General features: G+C 63.8%; 14 protein-coding genes and 1 pseudogene. 3 read left to right on the forward strand and 12 right to left on the reverse strand.

What is annotated here, in order from left to right:
* Nucleotides 1–443 precede the first annotated feature (443 nt).
* The 5 genes from ATC00_RS12350 to ATC00_RS12370 all read right to left on the reverse strand — a co-directional run bounded on the left by ATC00_RS12350 (nucleotide 444) and on the right by ATC00_RS12370 (nucleotide 6,434).
* On the reverse strand, nucleotides 444–2,333 hold the full coding sequence (locus tag ATC00_RS12350) for a bifunctional sugar phosphate isomerase/epimerase/4-hydroxyphenylpyruvate dioxygenase family protein (RefSeq protein ID WP_064252972.1): 1,890 nt from the start codon (nucleotides 2,331–2,333) through the stop codon (nucleotides 444–446).
* A 227-nt stretch (nucleotides 2,334–2,560) separates the two neighbouring features.
* Entirely contained in the window at nucleotides 2,561–3,421 is an 861-nt protein-coding gene (locus ATC00_RS12355) for a shikimate dehydrogenase (RefSeq protein ID WP_064253073.1), read from the reverse strand.
* A gap of 81 nt (nucleotides 3,422–3,502) precedes the next feature.
* On the reverse strand, nucleotides 3,503–4,519 hold the full coding sequence (locus ATC00_RS12360; RefSeq protein WP_064252973.1) for a TRAP transporter substrate-binding protein: 1,017 nt from the start codon (nucleotides 4,517–4,519) through the stop codon (nucleotides 3,503–3,505).
* Between the two features lie 60 nt (nucleotides 4,520–4,579).
* Complete coding sequence (locus tag ATC00_RS12365) at nucleotides 4,580–5,860, reverse strand: TRAP transporter large permease subunit (RefSeq protein WP_064252974.1); 1,281 nt, start codon at nucleotides 5,858–5,860, stop codon at nucleotides 4,580–4,582.
* A 10-nt stretch (nucleotides 5,861–5,870) separates the two neighbouring features.
* Entirely contained in the window at nucleotides 5,871–6,434 is a 564-nt protein-coding gene (locus ATC00_RS12370; RefSeq protein WP_064252975.1) for a TRAP transporter small permease, read from the reverse strand.
* A 293-nt stretch (nucleotides 6,435–6,727) separates the two neighbouring features.
* Here ATC00_RS12370 and ATC00_RS12375 point away from each other — a divergent pair, with 293 nt between their 5' ends.
* A complete protein-coding gene (locus tag ATC00_RS12375; RefSeq protein WP_037390026.1) occupies nucleotides 6,728–7,393 on the forward strand; it encodes a TetR family transcriptional regulator in 666 nt (221 codons plus the stop codon).
* A gap of 75 nt (nucleotides 7,394–7,468) precedes the next feature.
* On the opposite strand, the gene ATC00_RS12380 is transcribed toward ATC00_RS12375, so the two are convergent.
* Nucleotides 7,469–7,855 (reverse strand): YybH family protein, encoded by a 387-nt coding sequence (locus ATC00_RS12380; protein ID WP_037390027.1) that lies wholly within the window; start codon nucleotides 7,853–7,855, stop codon nucleotides 7,469–7,471.
* A gap of 23 nt (nucleotides 7,856–7,878) precedes the next feature.
* Entirely contained in the window at nucleotides 7,879–11,283 is a 3,405-nt protein-coding gene (locus ATC00_RS12385) for an adenylate/guanylate cyclase domain-containing protein (protein WP_064252976.1), read from the reverse strand.
* 348 nt (nucleotides 11,284–11,631) lie between these two features.
* Here ATC00_RS12385 and hmpA point away from each other — a divergent pair, with 348 nt between their 5' ends.
* Nucleotides 11,632–12,846: an NO-inducible flavohemoprotein gene (gene hmpA, locus ATC00_RS12390; protein WP_064252977.1), complete on the forward strand. Its 1,215-nt coding sequence runs from the start codon at nucleotides 11,632–11,634 to the stop codon at nucleotides 12,844–12,846.
* A 145-nt stretch (nucleotides 12,847–12,991) separates the two neighbouring features.
* Here hmpA and ATC00_RS12395 read toward each other — a convergent pair whose 3' ends face one another.
* The 4 genes and pseudogenes from ATC00_RS12395 to ATC00_RS12410 all read right to left on the reverse strand — a co-directional run bounded on the left by ATC00_RS12395 (nucleotide 12,992) and on the right by ATC00_RS12410 (nucleotide 16,184).
* A complete protein-coding gene (locus tag ATC00_RS12395) occupies nucleotides 12,992–13,810 on the reverse strand; it encodes an isocitrate lyase/PEP mutase family protein (RefSeq protein ID WP_064252978.1) in 819 nt (272 codons plus the stop codon).
* Between the two features lie 183 nt (nucleotides 13,811–13,993).
* Nucleotides 13,994–14,884 (reverse strand): dihydrodipicolinate synthase family protein, encoded by an 891-nt coding sequence (locus ATC00_RS12400; RefSeq protein WP_064252979.1) that lies wholly within the window; start codon nucleotides 14,882–14,884, stop codon nucleotides 13,994–13,996.
* Between the two features lie 13 nt (nucleotides 14,885–14,897).
* A pseudogene (locus ATC00_RS12405) lies at nucleotides 14,898–15,528 on the reverse strand (LysE family translocator).
* 47 nt (nucleotides 15,529–15,575) lie between these two features.
* Nucleotides 15,576–16,184, reverse strand: coding sequence for a LysE/ArgO family amino acid transporter (locus ATC00_RS12410; RefSeq protein ID WP_064252980.1), 609 nt, complete (start codon nucleotides 16,182–16,184; stop codon nucleotides 15,576–15,578).
* 102 nt (nucleotides 16,185–16,286) lie between these two features.
* On the opposite strand from ATC00_RS12410, the gene ATC00_RS12415 reads away from it, so the two are divergent.
* The gene (locus ATC00_RS12415) at nucleotides 16,287–17,186 is read left to right on the forward strand and encodes a LysR family transcriptional regulator ArgP (RefSeq protein ID WP_064252981.1); all 900 of its coding nucleotides are present in this window, start codon (nucleotides 16,287–16,289) and stop codon (nucleotides 17,184–17,186) included.
* Here the strand turns inward: ATC00_RS12415 and ATC00_RS12420 are convergent.
* Nucleotides 17,175–18,356: an MFS transporter gene (locus tag ATC00_RS12420; protein WP_064252982.1), complete on the reverse strand. Its 1,182-nt coding sequence runs from the start codon at nucleotides 18,354–18,356 to the stop codon at nucleotides 17,175–17,177. The genes ATC00_RS12415 and ATC00_RS12420 overlap by 12 nt on opposite strands.
* Nucleotides 18,357–18,366 lie beyond the last annotated feature (10 nt).

Below are 18,366 nucleotides of genomic sequence, written 5' to 3' on the forward strand. Positions count from 1 at the left end.
GCGACGGCTGGGAAGCGTGACCGGTCTTTCTGCTCTGATCGCGGCTTGGGGCTTACACCCGCTGGTTGTCAACGTCGTACGCGAGCTCGGCATGGTCTTGCTATCAGACTGGCAACGGCTTTCCTTAGCGTCCGGCTGAACAGTCGAAATCGTAACAGCAATGTTGGTACCAATTGGGGTCGTTTACACGCTCACTTTCGCCGCGGCAGCACTGCCAATGTGCCTCGGCATGGATGTGCAGACGTCGTGACCGCTCGTGCCGACAGCAATCTGGGAGCTAGCGCTGAACGTCCGCTATTTGCTTCCCTTGTCCAGAAGCTGCAAGTCCGCTTCCGGCCCCAAACCGGCCACTCACTCAAGTCAAGTCTAACGTCGTCCCGATTGTGGCGCAAAGGGGACAGAGGCCGCAAAGACCAAATCCAAATAGGCATTGCGTTTCTCCCTCAATCCTTCGGCAACCCCTCCGGCCGCAAATACTTCCTCAGCGCCGCAATCCGGAAGATCGCATTTGCCGCGCCGTAGCCGCGATAACCCCTCCGTTCGATGATCTCGAAGAAGAAGCCTTCGCCATAGGTCGGGCTGTAGAGCTGGAAAAATTCGCCGCTGTCGTCGCGGTCGTAGAGGATGTTTTCCGCCTTCAGCCGCTCGACCAGTTCGGCGTCGAGGCCGAAGCGGGCCTCGACGTCGTCATAGTAGTTGGGCGAGATCGGCAGGGACTTGAAGCCGTTGGCCCTCAGCGCCGCGGCGGTCGCGAAGATGTCGTCGGTGGCGAAGGCGAGGTGCTGGACGCCGGAGCCGAAGGTTTCGGCGATGAAGCGGCCGGCGAGCGTGTTGCGGTTTTCGGCGCCGTTCAGCGTCAGGCGCAGCGTGCCGGCGTCGTTTTCCACCACCTGGCTGCGGACGATCCCGGCCGGGTCGATGATGTCGACCATTGGCGTCTTCTTGGTGTCGAGCAAGGATGTGTAGAACAGTAGCCAGGTCAGCAACTCGTCGTATTTGACCGTCTGGGCGACGTGGTCGATGACGGTGAGGCCGGCCGGCGCCGCCGGGGCATCGTCGGTCACCGGCTCGAATTCGATCTCCCAGATTTTTGCGAGCTCGGATTTGTCGTCGAGGAAATAGATGAGCCCGCCGCCGACGCCGCGGATCGCCGGGACCTTGAGCTCGCCCGGTCCGACGGCCTGCTCGAAGGGCTCGGCGCCGAGCGCCCGGGCCCGGTCTGCGGTCGCGGCCGCATCGTCGACCAGGAGGCCGAAGGCATAGGCCGAGGTGCCGTGCACCAGATAGGAGGCGCTGGCAAAGCCCTCGCGCTCGGTGTTGATCACCAGGTTGACGGCGCCCTGGCGGTAGACCAGCACCTGTTTCGTCCGGTGCCGCGCCGCCTTCCGGAAGCCGAATGTGCGGATCAGCGCTTCGAGCTCGCCCGCCTCCTCTTCGGAAGCGGCGAACTCGACGAAGGCGACGCCCTTCACGTCGACACGCGGCGGCATGTCCGGGACCGGCAGCCGGATATCCGGCTCGGCGCGCTTCACCTGGTCGCCGAGATAGATCAGCGAGCGGTAACCGTCGACGGCGATCGCATTGGCGTTGCCGCCGCGGAACTGGTCGTTGAAGATTTCCAGCGACAGATAGCCGTCATAGCCGGTCGCCGCCACGGCGCGGGTAAACTCGGTCACCGGCAGGTCGCCTTCGCCGGGCATGTTGCGGAAGTGCCGGCTCCAGTAGAGCAGGTCCATGTCGATCAGCGGAGCATCGGCGAGCTGGACGATGAAGATCTTTTCTTTCGGGATCGAGCGGATCGAATTGACCTCGATCTTGCGCGACAGCGTGTGGAAGCTGTCGAGGATCAGGCCGATATTCGGATGATCGGCACGCCGGACGATCTCCCAGGCGTCGCGATGATCATGGATGTGGCGGCCCCAGGCGAGCGCCTCGTAGCCGACGCGCAAACCGCGTTTCGCGGCGCGCTCGCCGAGCTCGCGGAAGTCGGCGGCGGCCCGGTCGATGCCGCCGAGGGCTGCCGGCGAGACGTTGGAGCAGACGAGCACGAGGTCAGTGCCGAGCTCCTGCATCAGGTCGAACTTGCGCTCGGCCCGGTCGAAGGTGCGGGTTCTGAGCGGTTCCGGCATGCCCTCGAAGTCGCGGAACGGCTGGAACAGGCTGATCTCCAGGCCGAAGTCGCGCACCATCCGGCCGACCTCGCGCGGGCTCTCGTCGAAGGCGAGAAAGTCGTTCTCGAAAATCTCGACGCCGTCGAAGCCGGCCTTGGCGATGGCGCGCAGCTTGTCGCTGAGATCGCCGCTCAAGGAAACTGTCGCTATCGAGGTCTTCATCGTCCTGTCCTCGCTTTCAATTTGAGACAGATATTGTTGAAACTCCCTCTGCCGTGCCGGGCAGCTCCAGGGGTGAGAATGGGGAGGCACCGCCCTCGACCACCTGCTCAGCCGGCAGCGGAGGTCTACCTTGTCGAGGAAGCGGGAGGTTCGCTGCGGAACGTTCTCCCCCCTTGTGGTGGAGATACCCGGCAGGGCAGGTATTGCCGAACCGCCCGACCAAACCCTCACCCCGTCATCGCTCGGAAATGCGCGAGCATCCGCCCTGCATCCGGTTCGAGCCCGGTAAACAGCCGGAAGGCGCCGACCGCCTGGAACACCGCCATGCCGCCGCCGTCGAGCGTGCGGCAGCCGCGCCGCCGCGCTTCCTTCAGCAGCGCCGTTTCGAGCGGGAAATAGACGATCTCGGCGACCCAGTGGCGGGGCTCAAGCAGCCCGGCATCGAGCGGCAGCCCCGGATATTTCGCCATGCCGGTCGGCGTCGCATGGATCAGCCCGGCCGCCTCGGTCATCGCCGCGGCGAGATCAGTGCCTGCCGCGATCTCCGCCTCGGGGAAGAGCGGCGAGAGCATGTCGGCGAGTGCTTCGGCCCGCTCCGGCTCGCGGTCGAACACGGTAAGCTGCCGCAGGCCGAGCGACAGCGCCGCATAGGCCGTCGCGACGCCGGCGCCGCCGGCGCCGAGCTGCACGGCGGCGGAAAGATCGACGTCGGGCAGGCCGCGCCGGAAGGCCTCGGCAAAGCCCCACCAGTCGGTGTTGTGGCCATAGCGCCGGCCGCCCTTCAGCACCACCGTGTTGACGGCGCCGAGCCGGCGGGCGTCGGGGGCGAGCTCGTCGAGATGGGCGATCACCGCCTGCTTGCAGGGATGGGTGATGTTGAGGCCGGCAAGGCCGCGGGCTTCCGCCTCGGCGATGAGACGAGGCAGGTCGTCTTCCGTGGCGCCGAGCGCCTGCAGGTCGATCAGCTCATAGGCATAGCTGAGCCCCTGGGCGGCGCCCTCGGCCATGTGCATCGCCGGGGTCAGCGAAGCCTGGATGCCGGCGCCGATCAGCCCGGCCTTCAAGGGTCTTACAAGCGTTTCGGTCATGCTTCCCGCTTTCACGTTGTCCATCCCGCGCCGGTCGTCCAGTCCGCCGCCTGAAACGGCGGACCGAGGGTTCCCCGGCTGTTACTGGCCGCGTGCGGCGCCGATCTCCTTGAACAGCCCCTCAACCGTCTCCGCGCCGATCTCGGCCTTGAACTTCTCGATCACCGGTTTGACGGCATCGCGCAGCTTCTGCGTTTCCTCTGCGCTCAGCTCGCTCACCTCCATGCCGGTCTTCTTGATTTCCGCGAGCGCCTCGGCATCCTTCTCGCGCGACACCTTGCGCTGGAAGTCGCGCGCCTCGGTGGCGGCCGCCTGCAGCACGGCCTTCTCCTCGTCGTTCAGCCCGTCCCAGAACTTCTTGCTGACGAGCACGATCTGCGGGTTGTACTGGTGACGGGTCAGCGTCATGTACTTCTGCACTTCGTAGAACTTGGCGTTGAGGATGTTCGCCGCCGGGTTCTCCTGGCCGTCGACGGTGCCCGTCTCGAGCGCCGTATAGAGTTCGGTGTACGGCAGCGGCACGGCATTGGCGCCGAGCGTGTTGAAGAGCTCGAGCGGGATCGGCGACTGGATGGTGCGGATCTTCAGGCCCTTGATGTGCTCGAGCTTGGTCACCGGATGGCGGTTGTTGGTGAGGTTGCGGAAGCCGAGCTCCCAATAGCCGAGCCCGACGAGGCCGGTATCGGGCAGGAGCTTCGTGAGGCTTTCGCCGAAGGGGCCGTCCATCACCTTGTCGGCTTCCTCGCCGCTGTTGAAGAGGAAGGGCAGGTCGACGGCGCCGAACTGCTTGATGTTGTTGGAGAGGATGCCGGCGTTCAGCACCGTCATCTCGATCACGCCGCCCTGCAGCGCCGAGATCGTCTGCACGTCGCCGCCGAGCGTGCCGCCCGGGAAAAGCTTCACCTCGATCTTGCCGCCGCTCTTTTCGTTCACCAGCTCGGCGAATTTCTCCATGCCGGTCACCTGCGGGTGACCCTTGTTGTTGGCCGAGGCGAATTTCAGCGTGTGTTCGCCGATCTCCGCATTGGTCGGCCCGGCTGCCAGCAGGGCGAGCGGCAGGGCGAGGCCCAGTGCCAGTTTGGTCAGTCTGTTCAACATGTTTTCCTCCCAGGGTTGGACCGGTACTCCCACCGGCCGTGTTGAAATCGAAAGTCAGTGTCAGTGCCCGAACCAGGAGACCGGCACGGTCACCAGTTCGGGGAACAGGACGAGCAGGAACAGAACAATCAGCTCGGCGATCAGGAAGGGCATGACGCCCTTCATCAGTTCTTCCATCGAGAGCTTCGAGACGCCGCAGATGACGTTCAAGACGGTGCCGACCGGCGGCGTGATCAGGCCGATCGAGTTGTTGATGATGAACAGCACGCCGAAGTAGACCGGGTCGATGCCCGCCTGCTTGATGATCGGCATCAGCACCGGCGTCATCACCAGAATGGTCGGCGTCATGTCCATGGCGGTGCCGACGACGACGATCAGCGCCATGATGGCGATGAGCAGCGCCGTCTGGTTATCCATCAGCGGCTCGACGAGGGCGGCGAGAGCGCCGGGTACGTCGGCGACGGTGATCAGCCAGGCCGAGACCGCCGCGCAGGCGACCAGGAACATGACGACGGCGGTGATCTTGGCGGCCGAGACGAAGACATGGAAGAGCTGGGCCGGCGGCAGTTCGCGATAGACGACGATGGCGACGAAGAGCGAATAGACGGCGGCGACGACGCCGGCTTCCGTCGGCGTGAAGACGCCGAATTTCAGCCCGACGATGATGATCACCGGCAGCATCAGCGCCCAGATGCTGTCGCCGAGCGCCTTGAGCCGCACCGCGCCGCTTTCGCGCGGCGGCAGCTCGAACTGCTCCTTGCGGGCAACGAGGAACCAGGTGATGCAAAGCGCGGCGGCGATCATCAGGCCGGGAAAGATGCCGGCGAGGAACAGCTTGGTGATCGAGACACCGCCGACGACGCCATAGAGAATGAAGCCGATCGACGGCGGAATGATCGGGCCGATGATCGAGGCCGACGCCAGCAGCCCGCCGGCGCGGGCCGCGTCATGGCCGCTCTTCAGCATCATGGGCAGAAGCAGCGCGCCGAGCGCGGCGGCATCGGCGACCGCCGAGCCCGAGAGGCTGGAGAGTATGCAGGCGGCGAAGATCGCCACGAAGCCGAGGCCGCCGCGGATATGGCCGACCATCGCCATCGCCAGCGCGACGATGCGGCGCGAAAGGCCGCCGGTGTTCATTACCTCGCCGGCAAGCAGGAAGAAGGGCACCGCCATCAGCGGAAAGCTGTCGGCGCCGTTCAGAACGTTCTGCGCGACGATCTGCGCGTCGAAGAGGCCGAGATAGAGCATCAAGGCCACGCCGCTCAAGATCAGGGCGAAGGCGATCGGCACGCCGAGTGCCATCGGACCGAGCAGAGCGCCGATAAAGATGGATACGGTCATCGTCGCCTCCTCAATGCTTCGCCGGCGCGGGCCCGAGCGCGGGCTCGGGAAGATCGTCGAGCGCCATCTCGTCCTCGCTCTCGCGCACCAGCTCCGCGGTCGTCACATCGATCCGGCCCGTGGCGATGGCGAAGACGTCGGAAAGGAGGATCAGAAAGGCCGGAATGCCAAAGGCAAGGCCGGCGCCGTAGAAGAAGCCCATCGAAAGGCCGGTCGCCGGCGCGCCGACATGAATATTGATCAGCGTCTGCGCCCAGCTGCCGCTGATCATTAGCCAGGTGGCATAGAGCATCAAGGCATGGCCAATGAGCACGGCGACCTTTGCGCCGAAGGGCGGCAGCCGCTTGATGAGCGTGTCGACGCCCAAATGGCCATGCTCGCGCATGGCGACCACGGCGCCGAGAAAGGTCAGCCAGACGAAGAAGATGCGTGACAGCTCCTCCGAAACGGTGATCCCCTGGTTGAAGGCATAACGCAGTACGACATTGCCGAAGACGAGCACGACCATGCCGGCCAGCAGCAGGGCGATCGTCACTTTCAGCGCGAAAAAATAGAAATCGATGATGCGGGTCATGCGCTCCTCCCGAGCGACAGGCGAGCCTTGGCGGACGCGCTTGCGCGAGCTTGTCTCCCAGTGCCGGAGGGTTCCGGCCGCCGGAACCCCGCGCTCCTCCGCGTGTCCGGCACTGTCTCTCTAAAAATGTACTAACTAGTTCGGATGTCAAGTGGCTTGCTATTGAAAGCAAGGGCCAAGCTGAATATGTCTAGATGCATTGCATGGGAGAGGGGCCTCCGGCTCGATCTGGAAAAGCGGGCAATAAGGTCAACGGAACAAGGGCTTGTGGAAGAGCGGGGCAGCGCGCGACGATGGCCGAACGGCAGGTAAACGGCAGGAAGAACGATCCGGCGAGAACACAGGAAGACATCCTCGAGGTGGCGACGGAGGAGTTTTCAACCCACGGGCTGGCCGGCGCCCGGGTGGATCAGATCGCCGAGCGGACCCGCACCTCGAAGCGGATGATCTATTACTATTTCGGCAGCAAGGAAGCGCTCTACCTCGCCGTGCTCGAGCGCTCCTACCGCAAGATCCGCACGCTGGAGGCCGATCTGGAGCTCGCCAACCTGCCGCCCGAACAGGCGCTCCGTACGCTGATCGCCACCACCTTCGACCATGACGAGGCCAATCCCGATTTCGTCCGCCTCGTCAGCATCGAGAACATCCACCATGCCGTCCACATGCTGCGTTCGGAAGCGATCCGCGAGCTGAACGTCTCGGTGATCCAGACCATCGATGCCATCGTCCAGCGCGGCCTTGCCGACGGCACCTTCAGCCGCACGGCCGATCCGATCGACATCCACATGCTGATCAGCGCCTTCTGCTTTTTCCGCGTCTCCAACCGCTACACGTTCGGCACGATCTTCCGCCGCGACCTCTCCGAGCCGGAGACGATCGGCCGGCACCGCACGATGATCGCCGACGCAGTGGTGAGCTATCTGAAGGGCGGGGAGGGGGTCGGGGCGGCCCATCCATGACTGGACGCGCGTGCCGGCCGGCAGCGATTTCGCCCTTAAATCAGGTCCGGACTCCCACCCAGCCGCGGCGCAGGCTCAATTCCAAGTGTGGAGACAAGCCTTCCAGGATCCGTCACCTTGGCGTCGGAAGACCGTAACGACGGTCCCCTCGTAGCGCTGCGCTTCACTGCCTTCGCCGGGAGCACTGGCCGACCACTTCCCTATTGCATAGGCGATGTCGCCGCCAGACTGGGCATCGACCATCTCGATTCGATGGTCCTTCACTCCAGCCGAGATCAACCCATTCCAGAAGTCTTCGATTGCGCTCGCTCCCCTGATGACTGCGTGCGTAGACGGTAAAACTACCGCATCCGGCGCATAGAGTGCGGCTACCGCGTCAGCATTGCCGCTGTTGAAGGCGGAATTCCATTCATCGTTTGCCCGCTGAATTTCGCCGCGGATATTTTCAGATGATTGTGTCATCGCGTCCTCCCTGGCCGGATCAATCAGTTGGCCGCCCGAAGCCCTTCAGCTGTTGCCGTGAGCGCATGTGCGGCTTGCAGGTCAGGTAACGTCAGGCCCTCGGTAAATCCGGAATAAATCAGTGCGAGCCGCTCGCAAGCGCCCGGCGCGGGAAGGCCGGCTCGCACGAGACTGAGCGCCGCACGCAGTTCCCAGAAGCGCGCGCGCTGTGCCCGTGCCGACGCCATTGCCTCCACAAAGAGATCCTCGGAATTTCTGGCTTTGTCCTCTCCAAGTTGCAGCAGCACCTCCCCGTGGAGGCGAAGTATCTCGGCCGCAAACCAACGCTCTTTGGTACGTTCCATCCTTGCCTCGGCTGTTTCGAGCAGAACGAGTGCAGCACCCGGGTCGCCCGCTCTCAGTTCGAGCTGCGCCTGAAGAGCAATGAAATAGGGAACCATGTACTCTGCGCCGGTATCGCGCCATTCAGCAAGACCTCGTTGGAGTTCGCGGCGTCCACGATCGAAATCGCCCGCGTCGGCGATGCTCCAAGCGTTCAGCATCGTGGCGCCGGCAAGCCAGAAGCGGAATCCGGCTTCGCTGGCAATGCGGGTCAGTTCCGAGCACCGCTCCTGGACGCCTTGGTGGTCGCCGAGAATCTGGCGGATAACCCCGCCAAAGAACAGGGGCAGGGCGAGGCTGTTGCGATGACCCACACGATGCGCCTCAGCAAGCGCTTCGTCGTTTGCTGCCAATGCCTGATCGGGAAAGCCGAGTGGCAGCAATGTGCGGGCGAGATAATCCAGGCACACCACGCGCGGATCAAAGGCGTAGACAAATGCCGGCGATCGGTGCTCTCGAGGATTGTAAAGTGCAAGAGCCTCCTCCAGGTGTGCCCGGGCGCCGACGAACTCACCGGCAGGCAATGAGCTGACGCCGGCGGCCCGGTGAGCAAAGAAGGAAAGTCCGCGATCATTACTCGGTTCCGCCAATTCAAGCAGCCGGTTGGCCGCACTGCGTGCTTCCGCCAGTTCGGCAGCATAGAGGTGGTAGAGGCATAGTCCGTAAAGCACCGGGAAGAGCAGACGCGTCTCGCCCAGCTCTTCACAAAGCTGGCGCGCTCGACCATAGGCATCTGCTGTGGGAGGCGCGGCGAAGCCGTGCGCCGCAACATGCGTGCTGCCGAGCGCCAGTTGGATTGAAAGTTCTCGGCGCGAACGCTCTTCGGACGGAGGTATCGCCGAAAGCCCGCTCAGGGCGTTGTCGAAACGCGTACGTGCTTCCGCCAAGGCGGAGCGTGAAAGCGCCCGGCGACCAGCGAGTTCATTGTACTCGACAGCCCTGTCCAAAAGGCCCGCTTGACCAAAGTGGTGCGCAAGCAGTTCGGGCTCTGTCGTGACGATTTCGGGGAAGCGTTCCTCGAGTATCAAAGCGATCCGGGCATGCAGCTGCTGACGACGGCTGTGCAGCAAACTGCTGTACGCGGCATCCTGGACCAGCGCATGCTTGAAGGCATAGCTTGCTTGACTGTCACTGCCGCGGCGGAAAACAAGGCCGGCTGCTACTAGCTGGCTCGTTGCGCGCTCAAGCTCCAATTCGGGCAGGCCCGTTGCTGCCGCCAGCAGCTCGTGCGTGAACTCGCGTCCGATCACCGCCCCGACTTGCGCCACGTCCCTTATGGAATCCAAGCGATCGAGGCGGGCCATCAGCGAGTCGTGCAACGTCGCGGGAACCGCGAGCGGCGGTAACGGGCCAGCCAGAACCAGCTCGCCATCTCGTACTTCAAGCAGGCCCGATTCCAGGACGACCTTGGTCAATTCTTCCACGAACAGCGGAACGCCTTCGGTCTTCGAGAGTATCTGATCAAGCACTTCGGCCGGTAGCTGTTTGCCGCCGGTCATCGCTGCAATGATAGAGGCCGCCTGGGCACGGCTGAGCCGGTTCAGCGTCAAGAACGTCGCGTGCGGAAGACCGCTCCAGCGGGCCGCGCCTTCCGGTCGCGATGTTGCAATCAGCATTACAGGTAGTCGCTGAATCCGACCTGCGATCTGGTCAAATAGCTCGGCCGATGTCGGATCCAGGAAATGCGCGTCTTCAAGCAGCATCAGCACTGGTTGGCTGCGTGCAAGGGCCTCTAGTTGCTCGAACAGCACCTCGAACGTGCGCGTCTTTTGCTTCTGCGCCATAAGGTCGACCTTAGGGTAGCGCCCCTCGGTGGGGATGGACAGCAATGCCGCGATCAGCGGTATGGCGTCGTTTGAGTGCCTGGTCGAACCGGCGAGGAGTTGCTCAAGCAAGTCAAGCTGACGCTCGGGAGGGTCGGTCCGCCTTATGCCTCCAGCTCGGAGCAGTTGATCCGCGACAGGATAGAGGGCGCTTTCCACGTGATAGGGCGAGCAGTAGTATCGCAGTCGCGTATGTGGCTCGTCTTTCATGTGCTCCCGCAATTCCTGCAGAATACGGGACTTGCCAATACCGGCCTCGCCGAACAGTTCGACCACTTGTCCTTCACCGGACGCCGCCAGCCGCCACCGATCGAGCAGCAAGGCGATATCGTGGTCGCGCCCGGCAAGCGGCGCAGATTCGTTTGCATGAAGCGCGTCGAACCGACTCTCCGCGCCACCCTCTCCAATCACTTTGAATGCGCTGACGGGGGTGTCGAACCCTGCTAGCTTCTGTGGCCGAATGCTGGTTATCTCGAACATATTTCCGATAAGGCGATAGGTAAGCTCGGAAATGACGACCGTTCCAGGCTCGGCAATTGCCTGGAGGCGCGCGGCAAGATTGGGAGTCTCTCCGACAACTGCGTTCTCCTGTGCTGACCCGATGCCGATGAGGTCACCAACAACCACCACCCCGGTGGCGATTCCGATCCGGACCGAGAGTTGCTGACCGTCCTTGACGGGCAGACCATTCACGGCACTGACGACCGCAAGCGCCGCACGAACGGCGCGTTCCGCTTCGTCTTCGTGTGCCTGCGGCCAACCGAAATAGGCCAACACGCCGTCGCCCATGAGTTTCGCGACGTATCCCGCGAAGCGAAGGACTTCGCCAGCCGTGGTATTCTGGAACTGCCTCAGGAGGTCGCGCATGTCCTCCGGGTCAAGCCGCGTGGCAAGCGCGGTAGAACCGACGAGATCCACAAACATGACCGTCAGTTGCCGCCGTTCTGCCTCGCGCGGGCGTCCAGGTTCGCCGCGCTGTTCTACCGACGGCGACATTGGAATTGGTGAGACCGAATCTGGCTTCCTCGACGCCGTCTCAGGCTGTCCTTGCAACTCGGCTATCGCCTCGAGGATGCGCTTGCGGTGGCCCAGCGCGCCTACGCCGATTTCTTTCAAGTCATCGGCCGTCAGGCGGGGTAGGATATCGGCATCAATTGCGTTGTCGTCGAAGGCCGGAACATACTGCTCCAGGCCCAAGCTCTTGAGCCAAGTTGCAATATTCATATGGCCTCTCCTCGACCACTCCTTCCGGGAGGAACGAGTTTATCACACCGGCCTTGGGTTATCACGATTCCCGGTGCGGCGACGGCGCTGCCGCTTGAGCCCTCCCGGGGTGGTTGAGCAGGACCGAAAGGTCGGGGAATTTATGGGCAGAATGCCTGCCCAATCGGAAATACCTCGGCCGACCCTGCCTGCCCAACTGCGCCGGCGGGTCGTGACGGCGCACGCGCGATGCACCGTTGCGGCAGGCAAGGCACAGTACCGCGTGACATCTGGTCCACTCGCCATGCCCGAACCGAAGCCGTTAGATCGCCAGGCCTAGGAGCCGCTTAACGCCAAAGGAGAACCGAAATGCTCACCCAGAAGACAAAGGATATCGTCAAGGCCACCGCCCCGGTGCTTGCACAGCACGGCTATGCCATCATCCAGCATTTCTACAAGCGGATGTTCCAGGCCCACCCCGAACTGAAGAGCGTCTTCAACATGGCGCATCAGGAACGCGGCGAGCAACAGCAGGCGCTTGCGCGTGCCGTCTATGCCTATGCCGCAAATATCGAAGATCCGGCAAGTCTTACGGCGGTGTTGAAGGACATCGCCCACAAGCACGCCAGCCTCGGCGTGCGGCCAGAGCAATATCCTGTCGTCGGCGAGCATCTGCTCGCCTCGATCAAGGAGGTCCTGGGAGAAGCCGCCACCGATGAGGTCATCTCCGCCTGGGCGCAGGCCTATGGGAACCTCGCCGATCTTCTGGCCGGGATGGAGAGCGCGCTCTACGAGCGCTCGGCGGAGCGCCCGGGCGGCTGGAACGGTTGGCGCAGTTTCATCGTCCGGGAGAAGAACCCGGAAAGCGACGTCATCACCTCTTTCGTGCTCGAGCCCGCGAATGGTGGGCCGGTGGCGGATTTCGAACCGGGCCAGTATACCAGCGTTGCCCTGCACGTGCCCAGGCTCGGACACCAGCAGATCCGCCAGTACAGCCTGTCGGACTCGCCGAACGGGCGCTCCTATCGCATTTCCGTGAAACGCGAGGACGGCGGGAAGGCGGGGACACCGGGCTACCTCTCGTCGCTGCTCCACGACCAGATCAATGTCGGCGACGAAGTCAGGCTCGCCCCACCCTATGGAAACTTCTATATCGACGCTGCAGCGACGACACCCATCGTTCTGATCAGCGGTGGAGTCGGGCTGACGCCAATGATCAGCATGCTGAAGAGAGCGCTCCAGACGCCGCCGCGGCAAGTCGTCTTCGTGCACGGTGCACGCAACAGCGCGGTGCACGCGATGCGCGACCGGCTGAAGGAGGCTGCCAAGACCTATCCGGACTTCAGGCTTTTCATCTTCTACAACGAGCCTCTGCCGAATGACGTCGAGGGCCGGGACTACGACCATCCGGGGCTCGTCGACCTCGAGAAGATCAAGGACAGCATTCTCCTCGACGACGCGGATTATTACATCTGCGGCCCGATTCCCTTCATGCGCCTGCAGCATGACAAGCTCCTGCAGCTCGGGATTTCCGAAGCGCGCATCCATTACGAGGTTTTTGGTCCCGATCTCTTTGCCGAGTAAGATTGTTCCTTACTGCCAGCGACGCTGCGCTTGCATGTTCGCGCGAGAGCACCTTTCAGGTGCCGGCGGGGCGATCCGACAGCAGACTGTGGCGCTGCTAGCTGGTGGTCAGGGCGAACTTCCACCCGCGAGAGGCTGATCTCGTCTATGATAAGGTGCGGAAATAATTCTCCAGTTCCGCAAAGCCCATGGCTTTCTCCGAGAACCGGAACGTGCCCTGCGACCGCATCTCCCGCGCAGCGTCCACCATTGCACCGTAAGCAAGGCGCGCCAGGGCGGAACCGACACTGATGCGCTTCGCTCCGGCCTCGGCCAGATCCGCCAGGCTGAACGTCGCTCCCGGCATGCCCATCACGACGTTGACCGGCTTCGTGAGGGCATCGCACACAGCTCGGATCGAATTGAGGTCGGCCAGGCCGGGCGCGTAGAGCACATCGGCCCCGGCCCGCTCGAAAGCTTGCAGCCGCCTGATCGTGTCGTCGAGATCGGCGCGTCCCCAGAGGAAATTCTCGCACCGAGCCGTCAGAACGAAATCGTGAGGAAGGGACCGAGAGGCCTCGGCGGCCGCCTCGATCCGCTCGACCGCCAGAGCGAAGTCGAAGATCGGACGGCTCCGATCTCCCGTGTGGTCTTCGAGGGAACAGCCGGCCAAGCCGATGCCGGCCGCCGCCGCGACGGTCTCCGCAGCACTCTTGGGATCGTCTCCGAAGCCTTTTTCGAGATCGGCCGAAACCGGCAGTGGCGTCGCATCGACGATCGCCCCGCAATGGGCAAGCGTCTGTTCGCGCGAGGCGGAACCCTCTGGCAAGCCGAGCGAGAACGCCATGCCGGCGCTGGTCGTGGCAAGAGCTGGGAAACCCATGGCCGCCAGGATTCTGGCGGTGCCGATGTCCCAGGGATTGGGAATGATGAAGGCTTCGGGGCCCTCGTGCAACTTCCGAAACAATGCGCGCTTGTCGTCCATTTGCGACCTCGTCGGATATCCCGGAACGAGCATTGCACACCGGCTGGAACAAATAAAGAACAAAGATGCGCGTAGGGGATCGGATCGAGCATCACCTGCCTGATGAGCGGACTTTCGCCCTGCCGGAAGCCCTGCCGGCGGCCTGATGCGGCTGGCATCGCGGCTCTGGCGGGAGCCGGCCGGTCAGCCAAGCACGCGATCAAGGGCGTTCTTCACTCCTGCCATTTCGGATTGCGGCAATGGCAAAATCGGGCACGGCGGGTCGGCCCGGCAAAGGCCGAGCGCTTCCGCGATCGCGTACATGACGCGGAAGCTGCCGAACACCTTGAACAGGCTCCACAAGGGTTGAAAAGCCTGATCGATCCGCTCGACCTCGGCAATATCGCCGACTTGCGCGGCCCGGGTAAGCGCCAAGGCTTCCGAGGGTAAAAGGCCGGCGATCACGCTGTACCACGCGTCGCAGCCCGCCAGCAGCGCCGCCGCCGCTCCCCAATCACCACTGTAGCCGATCGAGAACCCTCGCGGCGTTTCGGCGCGAAGGCGCACCATCTCGCCGGCGAAGTCGCCCTCCTGAGGCAACGGCATCTTCACCGCTGCGACGTTCGCGATCTTGGATAGCCGCCCAATCAATGCGTCGCTGAAGGTGAATCTTGTGGTGCCCGGATTGTTGTAGATGCAGAGCGGCAATTGCCCCGCATCGGCGACCGCAGCGAAGTGTTGATAGACCTCTTCTTCGAAGAGCGGCGTATAGGACATTGGCGCCAGCAGCAGGCCGTCGGCGCCGGCGGACCTGGCATCGCGCGCCAATGCCTGCGCCTCATCGGTTCGAAGCGCTCCGACGCCGACGATGACGGGCGTCTTACCGCCGACGGAGCCCATCGCCGTCTCGACGGCGCGTCGCCGCTCGCCGCGCGAGAGAAAGGCGTAACCGCCCGTGCTGCCGAGCAGCCCGATCGAATCGACCCCGGCAAGATGAATCCGCTCGAGCAAACGCGCAAGTGCGCCCGTGTCGACATGGCCGGCAGCATCGGTGGGAGTGATCGGAAAGGCCGAAAGGCCGGTGAAGAGCGTCACGATCGCCTCCTCTTCAAGCGCGAGACAGCAAGAGCCGCAGGCCGGCCACGCCGAAAAACACGGCCAACAGACTTTCTATCCAGCGCCGCGCGCGGCGATAGAGGCCCACCATCGGCGCGGTCGAAAAAACGAGGGCGTAGCCGCAAAAGATGGTCACGCTCAGAACCGCGCAGCCGCCGAGGATCGCCGCAAGCCTTTGCCACGACGCCTCCGGTCCGAGACCCAGCGTCACCAGGGCGATCCATGCGAGCACGGATTTCGGATTGGTGAGATGCATCAGCAATCCCCGCCGATAGAGAGCCGCCGGAGAGCGCGTCGTCACGCGACATCTGTACGGCCTTGTCGCCGGAAGAAAAAGCCGCCCTTCCAGCCTTCAACGCGAGGTAAAGGAGATAGAGGCCGCCGAAGATTTTGAGTACGACCAGGGCTTCGGCGTAGCGGGTCAGCAGGGCTGAGATGCCGGTGGCGGCCATCATGCCCCAGAAGATCGATCCGCTGACGACGCCGGCTGCCAGGAGAAGTGCTGCCCGTCTGCCGTTATTCATCGCAACGCCCATGATCTGCATGTTGCTGGGGCCGGGACTGGCGGCGGCGATCACATAGGCGGCGTAGACAAGCAGAAGCTGGTGGACGGAGGTGGACAAGCTTTTGGGACCTTATGAGCCGAGGAAATCTGCGAGGCGCGGCGGAATCACATTCCGGTCAAGAGTTTAGAGGCGATCATCCACATTGTAAAAGCAATGAGCGTTTCCAGGATTCGCCAGGACAGCGGGTTTGAGAAGATCGGTCGCAGCCATGTGGCGCCATAGCCGAGCGAAAAGAAGAACAGGAAGGAGGCGGTGACGGCGCCTGTCGTGAACGAAAGCTCGCCACTCGGAAATCGGGTCGAGATCGTGCCGAGCAACACGACCGTGTCGAGATAGACATGCGGATTGAGCCAGGTGAGCGCCAGGCAGGTCGCAACGGTCTGCCGAAAGCTCGACGAGCTCGCCTCTCCGGCCGCCAATGCTCCCGACGACCGCAAGGCGGAATAGAGGTTTTTTGCGCCGTACCAGATCAGGAACGCCGCTCCGCCGTAGCGCATCGCCGGATCGAGCCACGGCAAGAGCGTGGCAACTTGTTGGAAGCTGGTTACCCCAAGGACGATCAGCAAGGTATCGGACAGGGCGCAGGCAAGGCAGACGGCGAACACATGTTCGTTGCGCAGCCCTTGGCGGAGCACAAAGGCATTCTGCGCGCCGATCGCCACAATCAGACTGAGCCCCATCAGCAGGCCCGTGACGTAGATCGAAGAATTCATGCTCGGCGAAGCGCTCCCGAAATGAGGTCAGCGTTTCCGGTATCGCCACGGGAGAATTCAGGCTAGTTAATGTTGCTAACGTTGATTAAGCGAAACTAAGTCATGCTCGATTATTCCGCCCTTCGCGCCGTCGCGGCCGTCGTTCAGACGGGCAGTTTCGAAAAGGCCGCCGGCGTCCTCCACGTGACGCCTTCGGCCGTCTCCCAGCGGGTGAAGCAGCTCGAGGAGCGGCTCGGCGTCGTCCTGATCGCCAGGGGCAATCCCTGTACCGCGACGCAGAAGGGAGAATGGCTCTGCCGCCACATGGAGAATGTCGGCATGCTTGAAGGCGAGCTGTTCGAGCACCTGCCGGCCCTCGTCGGTCCGGGGGAGGTGCGCCAAAGGGTGACGCTGAACATCGCGACGAGTGCCGACAGCCTCGGGACGTGGTTCGTTGCGGCCGTGTCGAACTTCGCCAAGTCCTCGCCCTATCTGCTGAACATCGCCATCGACGACGAGGACCATACCGCCGAATGGCTGCAGAAAGGGCGGGTGATCGCCGCCGTCACCAGCCTGGAAAAGCCGATCCAGGGGTGCCGGCGTGTGTCGCTCGGCACGCTGCGCTATCATGCGACGGCGAGCCCTGAATTTGTTGCCCGGTACTTCGCCGAGGGTGTCACGCCGGAGGCGATCGCCAGCGCGCCGGCCTTGACCTTCAATCAGAAGGACAGGCTTCAAGGCCGGTGGATACGCCAGGCGCTCGGGGAGGACTTGACCTATCCGACCCACTGGCTGCCGTCGACGCAAGGCTTCCTCGAGGCGAGCCTTGCGGGCATGGGATGGGCGATGAATCCGATCCAGCTGGCGCGCGAGCATCTGGAGACCGGCCGGCTGGTGGAACTGATCCCCGGCACGCCCTTGGACATTCCCTTGTACTGGCAGATCAACCGTCTTGCCGCCGACCGGCTGACCGAGCTTACGCGCGAGGTCACCCTGGTCGCCAAGCACCGCCTACTGCGTTGAAGAGTGGCGCGGCGCGCGGCTAGCGGAGAAGGCGGCGGCGAGCATCAGCCCCGCCGCGGCCAGCGGCAGAATGTAAAAATCCGTGGCATAGACCGCGCCGAAGCCGAGCGTGCCGGCGAAGAGGGCGAGATAGGTAACGCCGCTGTTCAGCCCCATGATCGCGCCGCGTCGGGCGGGATCGAGTGCGGTCAGCCGCATGATGAGCACGTTCAACCCGAAATGGTTGGCAAGCCCCCAGAGAAAGACCACGGCCAGCAGCGCCGGATAGGATCCGCTTGCTGCCGACATCGCGATATAGACGCCGGCGACGCAAAGGAAAATGAGCGGCAGCAGCCTCGCCGCACCGACGCGATCGATCAGCCGGTCGAGGAAGGCGGCGCAGCCGAAGCCTAAGCCGTAGGAGGCGGCAACGAGGCCGTTGGCACTGAGGGGCAGGCCGAGGCCGCCATGCAGATGGTCGCCGATAAAGGCATAGACCCCGTAGAAGGCCGCCATGAAGGCGGCGCAGGCGATAAGCAGCGGCGTGGCGCCGGGCACGCCGAGCGCCGCAAGCGGCGACGTCGCGTGGCCGGCGGCGGCTTGCCGCACCGCGGCGCGCCGGACGGCGGCGCAGGCGGTCAGCGCCGCTCCGGCGACGACGAGATAGACTGCCCGCCAGCCGGCGTAATCGGCGATCGCCGCCGACAACGGCACGCCGGCGACCATGCTGAGCGTCCAGCCGGTCAGCACCAGACCGATCGTCTCGCTCTCTCTCCCGGCCGGGGCGATCACCGAGGCCAGCGTATAGATGGCGGGAAGCGCAATGCCCGCGGCAATCCCGACGACGAGCTGGGCTGCGACCAACAGCGGCAACGCCGGCGCGGCGGCGCTTGCGGCAAGTGCGCCGGCCAAAAGTAGCAGCGCTGCCGCGAGCATGCGGCGCGGGCCGTGCCGATCGATGAGGCGGCCGAGGAAGACGGCACTCGCCGCCGTGCCGAGACCGAAGGCGGCGGAAGCCGTCATCACCGCTGGCACGCCGGTGCCGAGGCTTAGCGACACCTGCGGCGCGATCGGCCCGAGCGCCAGCGAATTGGAGCCGATGACGCCGATCGAGGCGGTCAGCACCAGGGCAAAGGGCGGAATGGGAGCCCGGTCGGCGGATGAGGAAACTGATTGATCGATGTTCGTCATTGCGGCATAA

The organism is Sinorhizobium americanum, from assembly GCF_001651855.1.
Taxonomy (GTDB): Bacteria; Pseudomonadota; Alphaproteobacteria; order Rhizobiales; family Rhizobiaceae; genus Sinorhizobium; species Sinorhizobium americanum.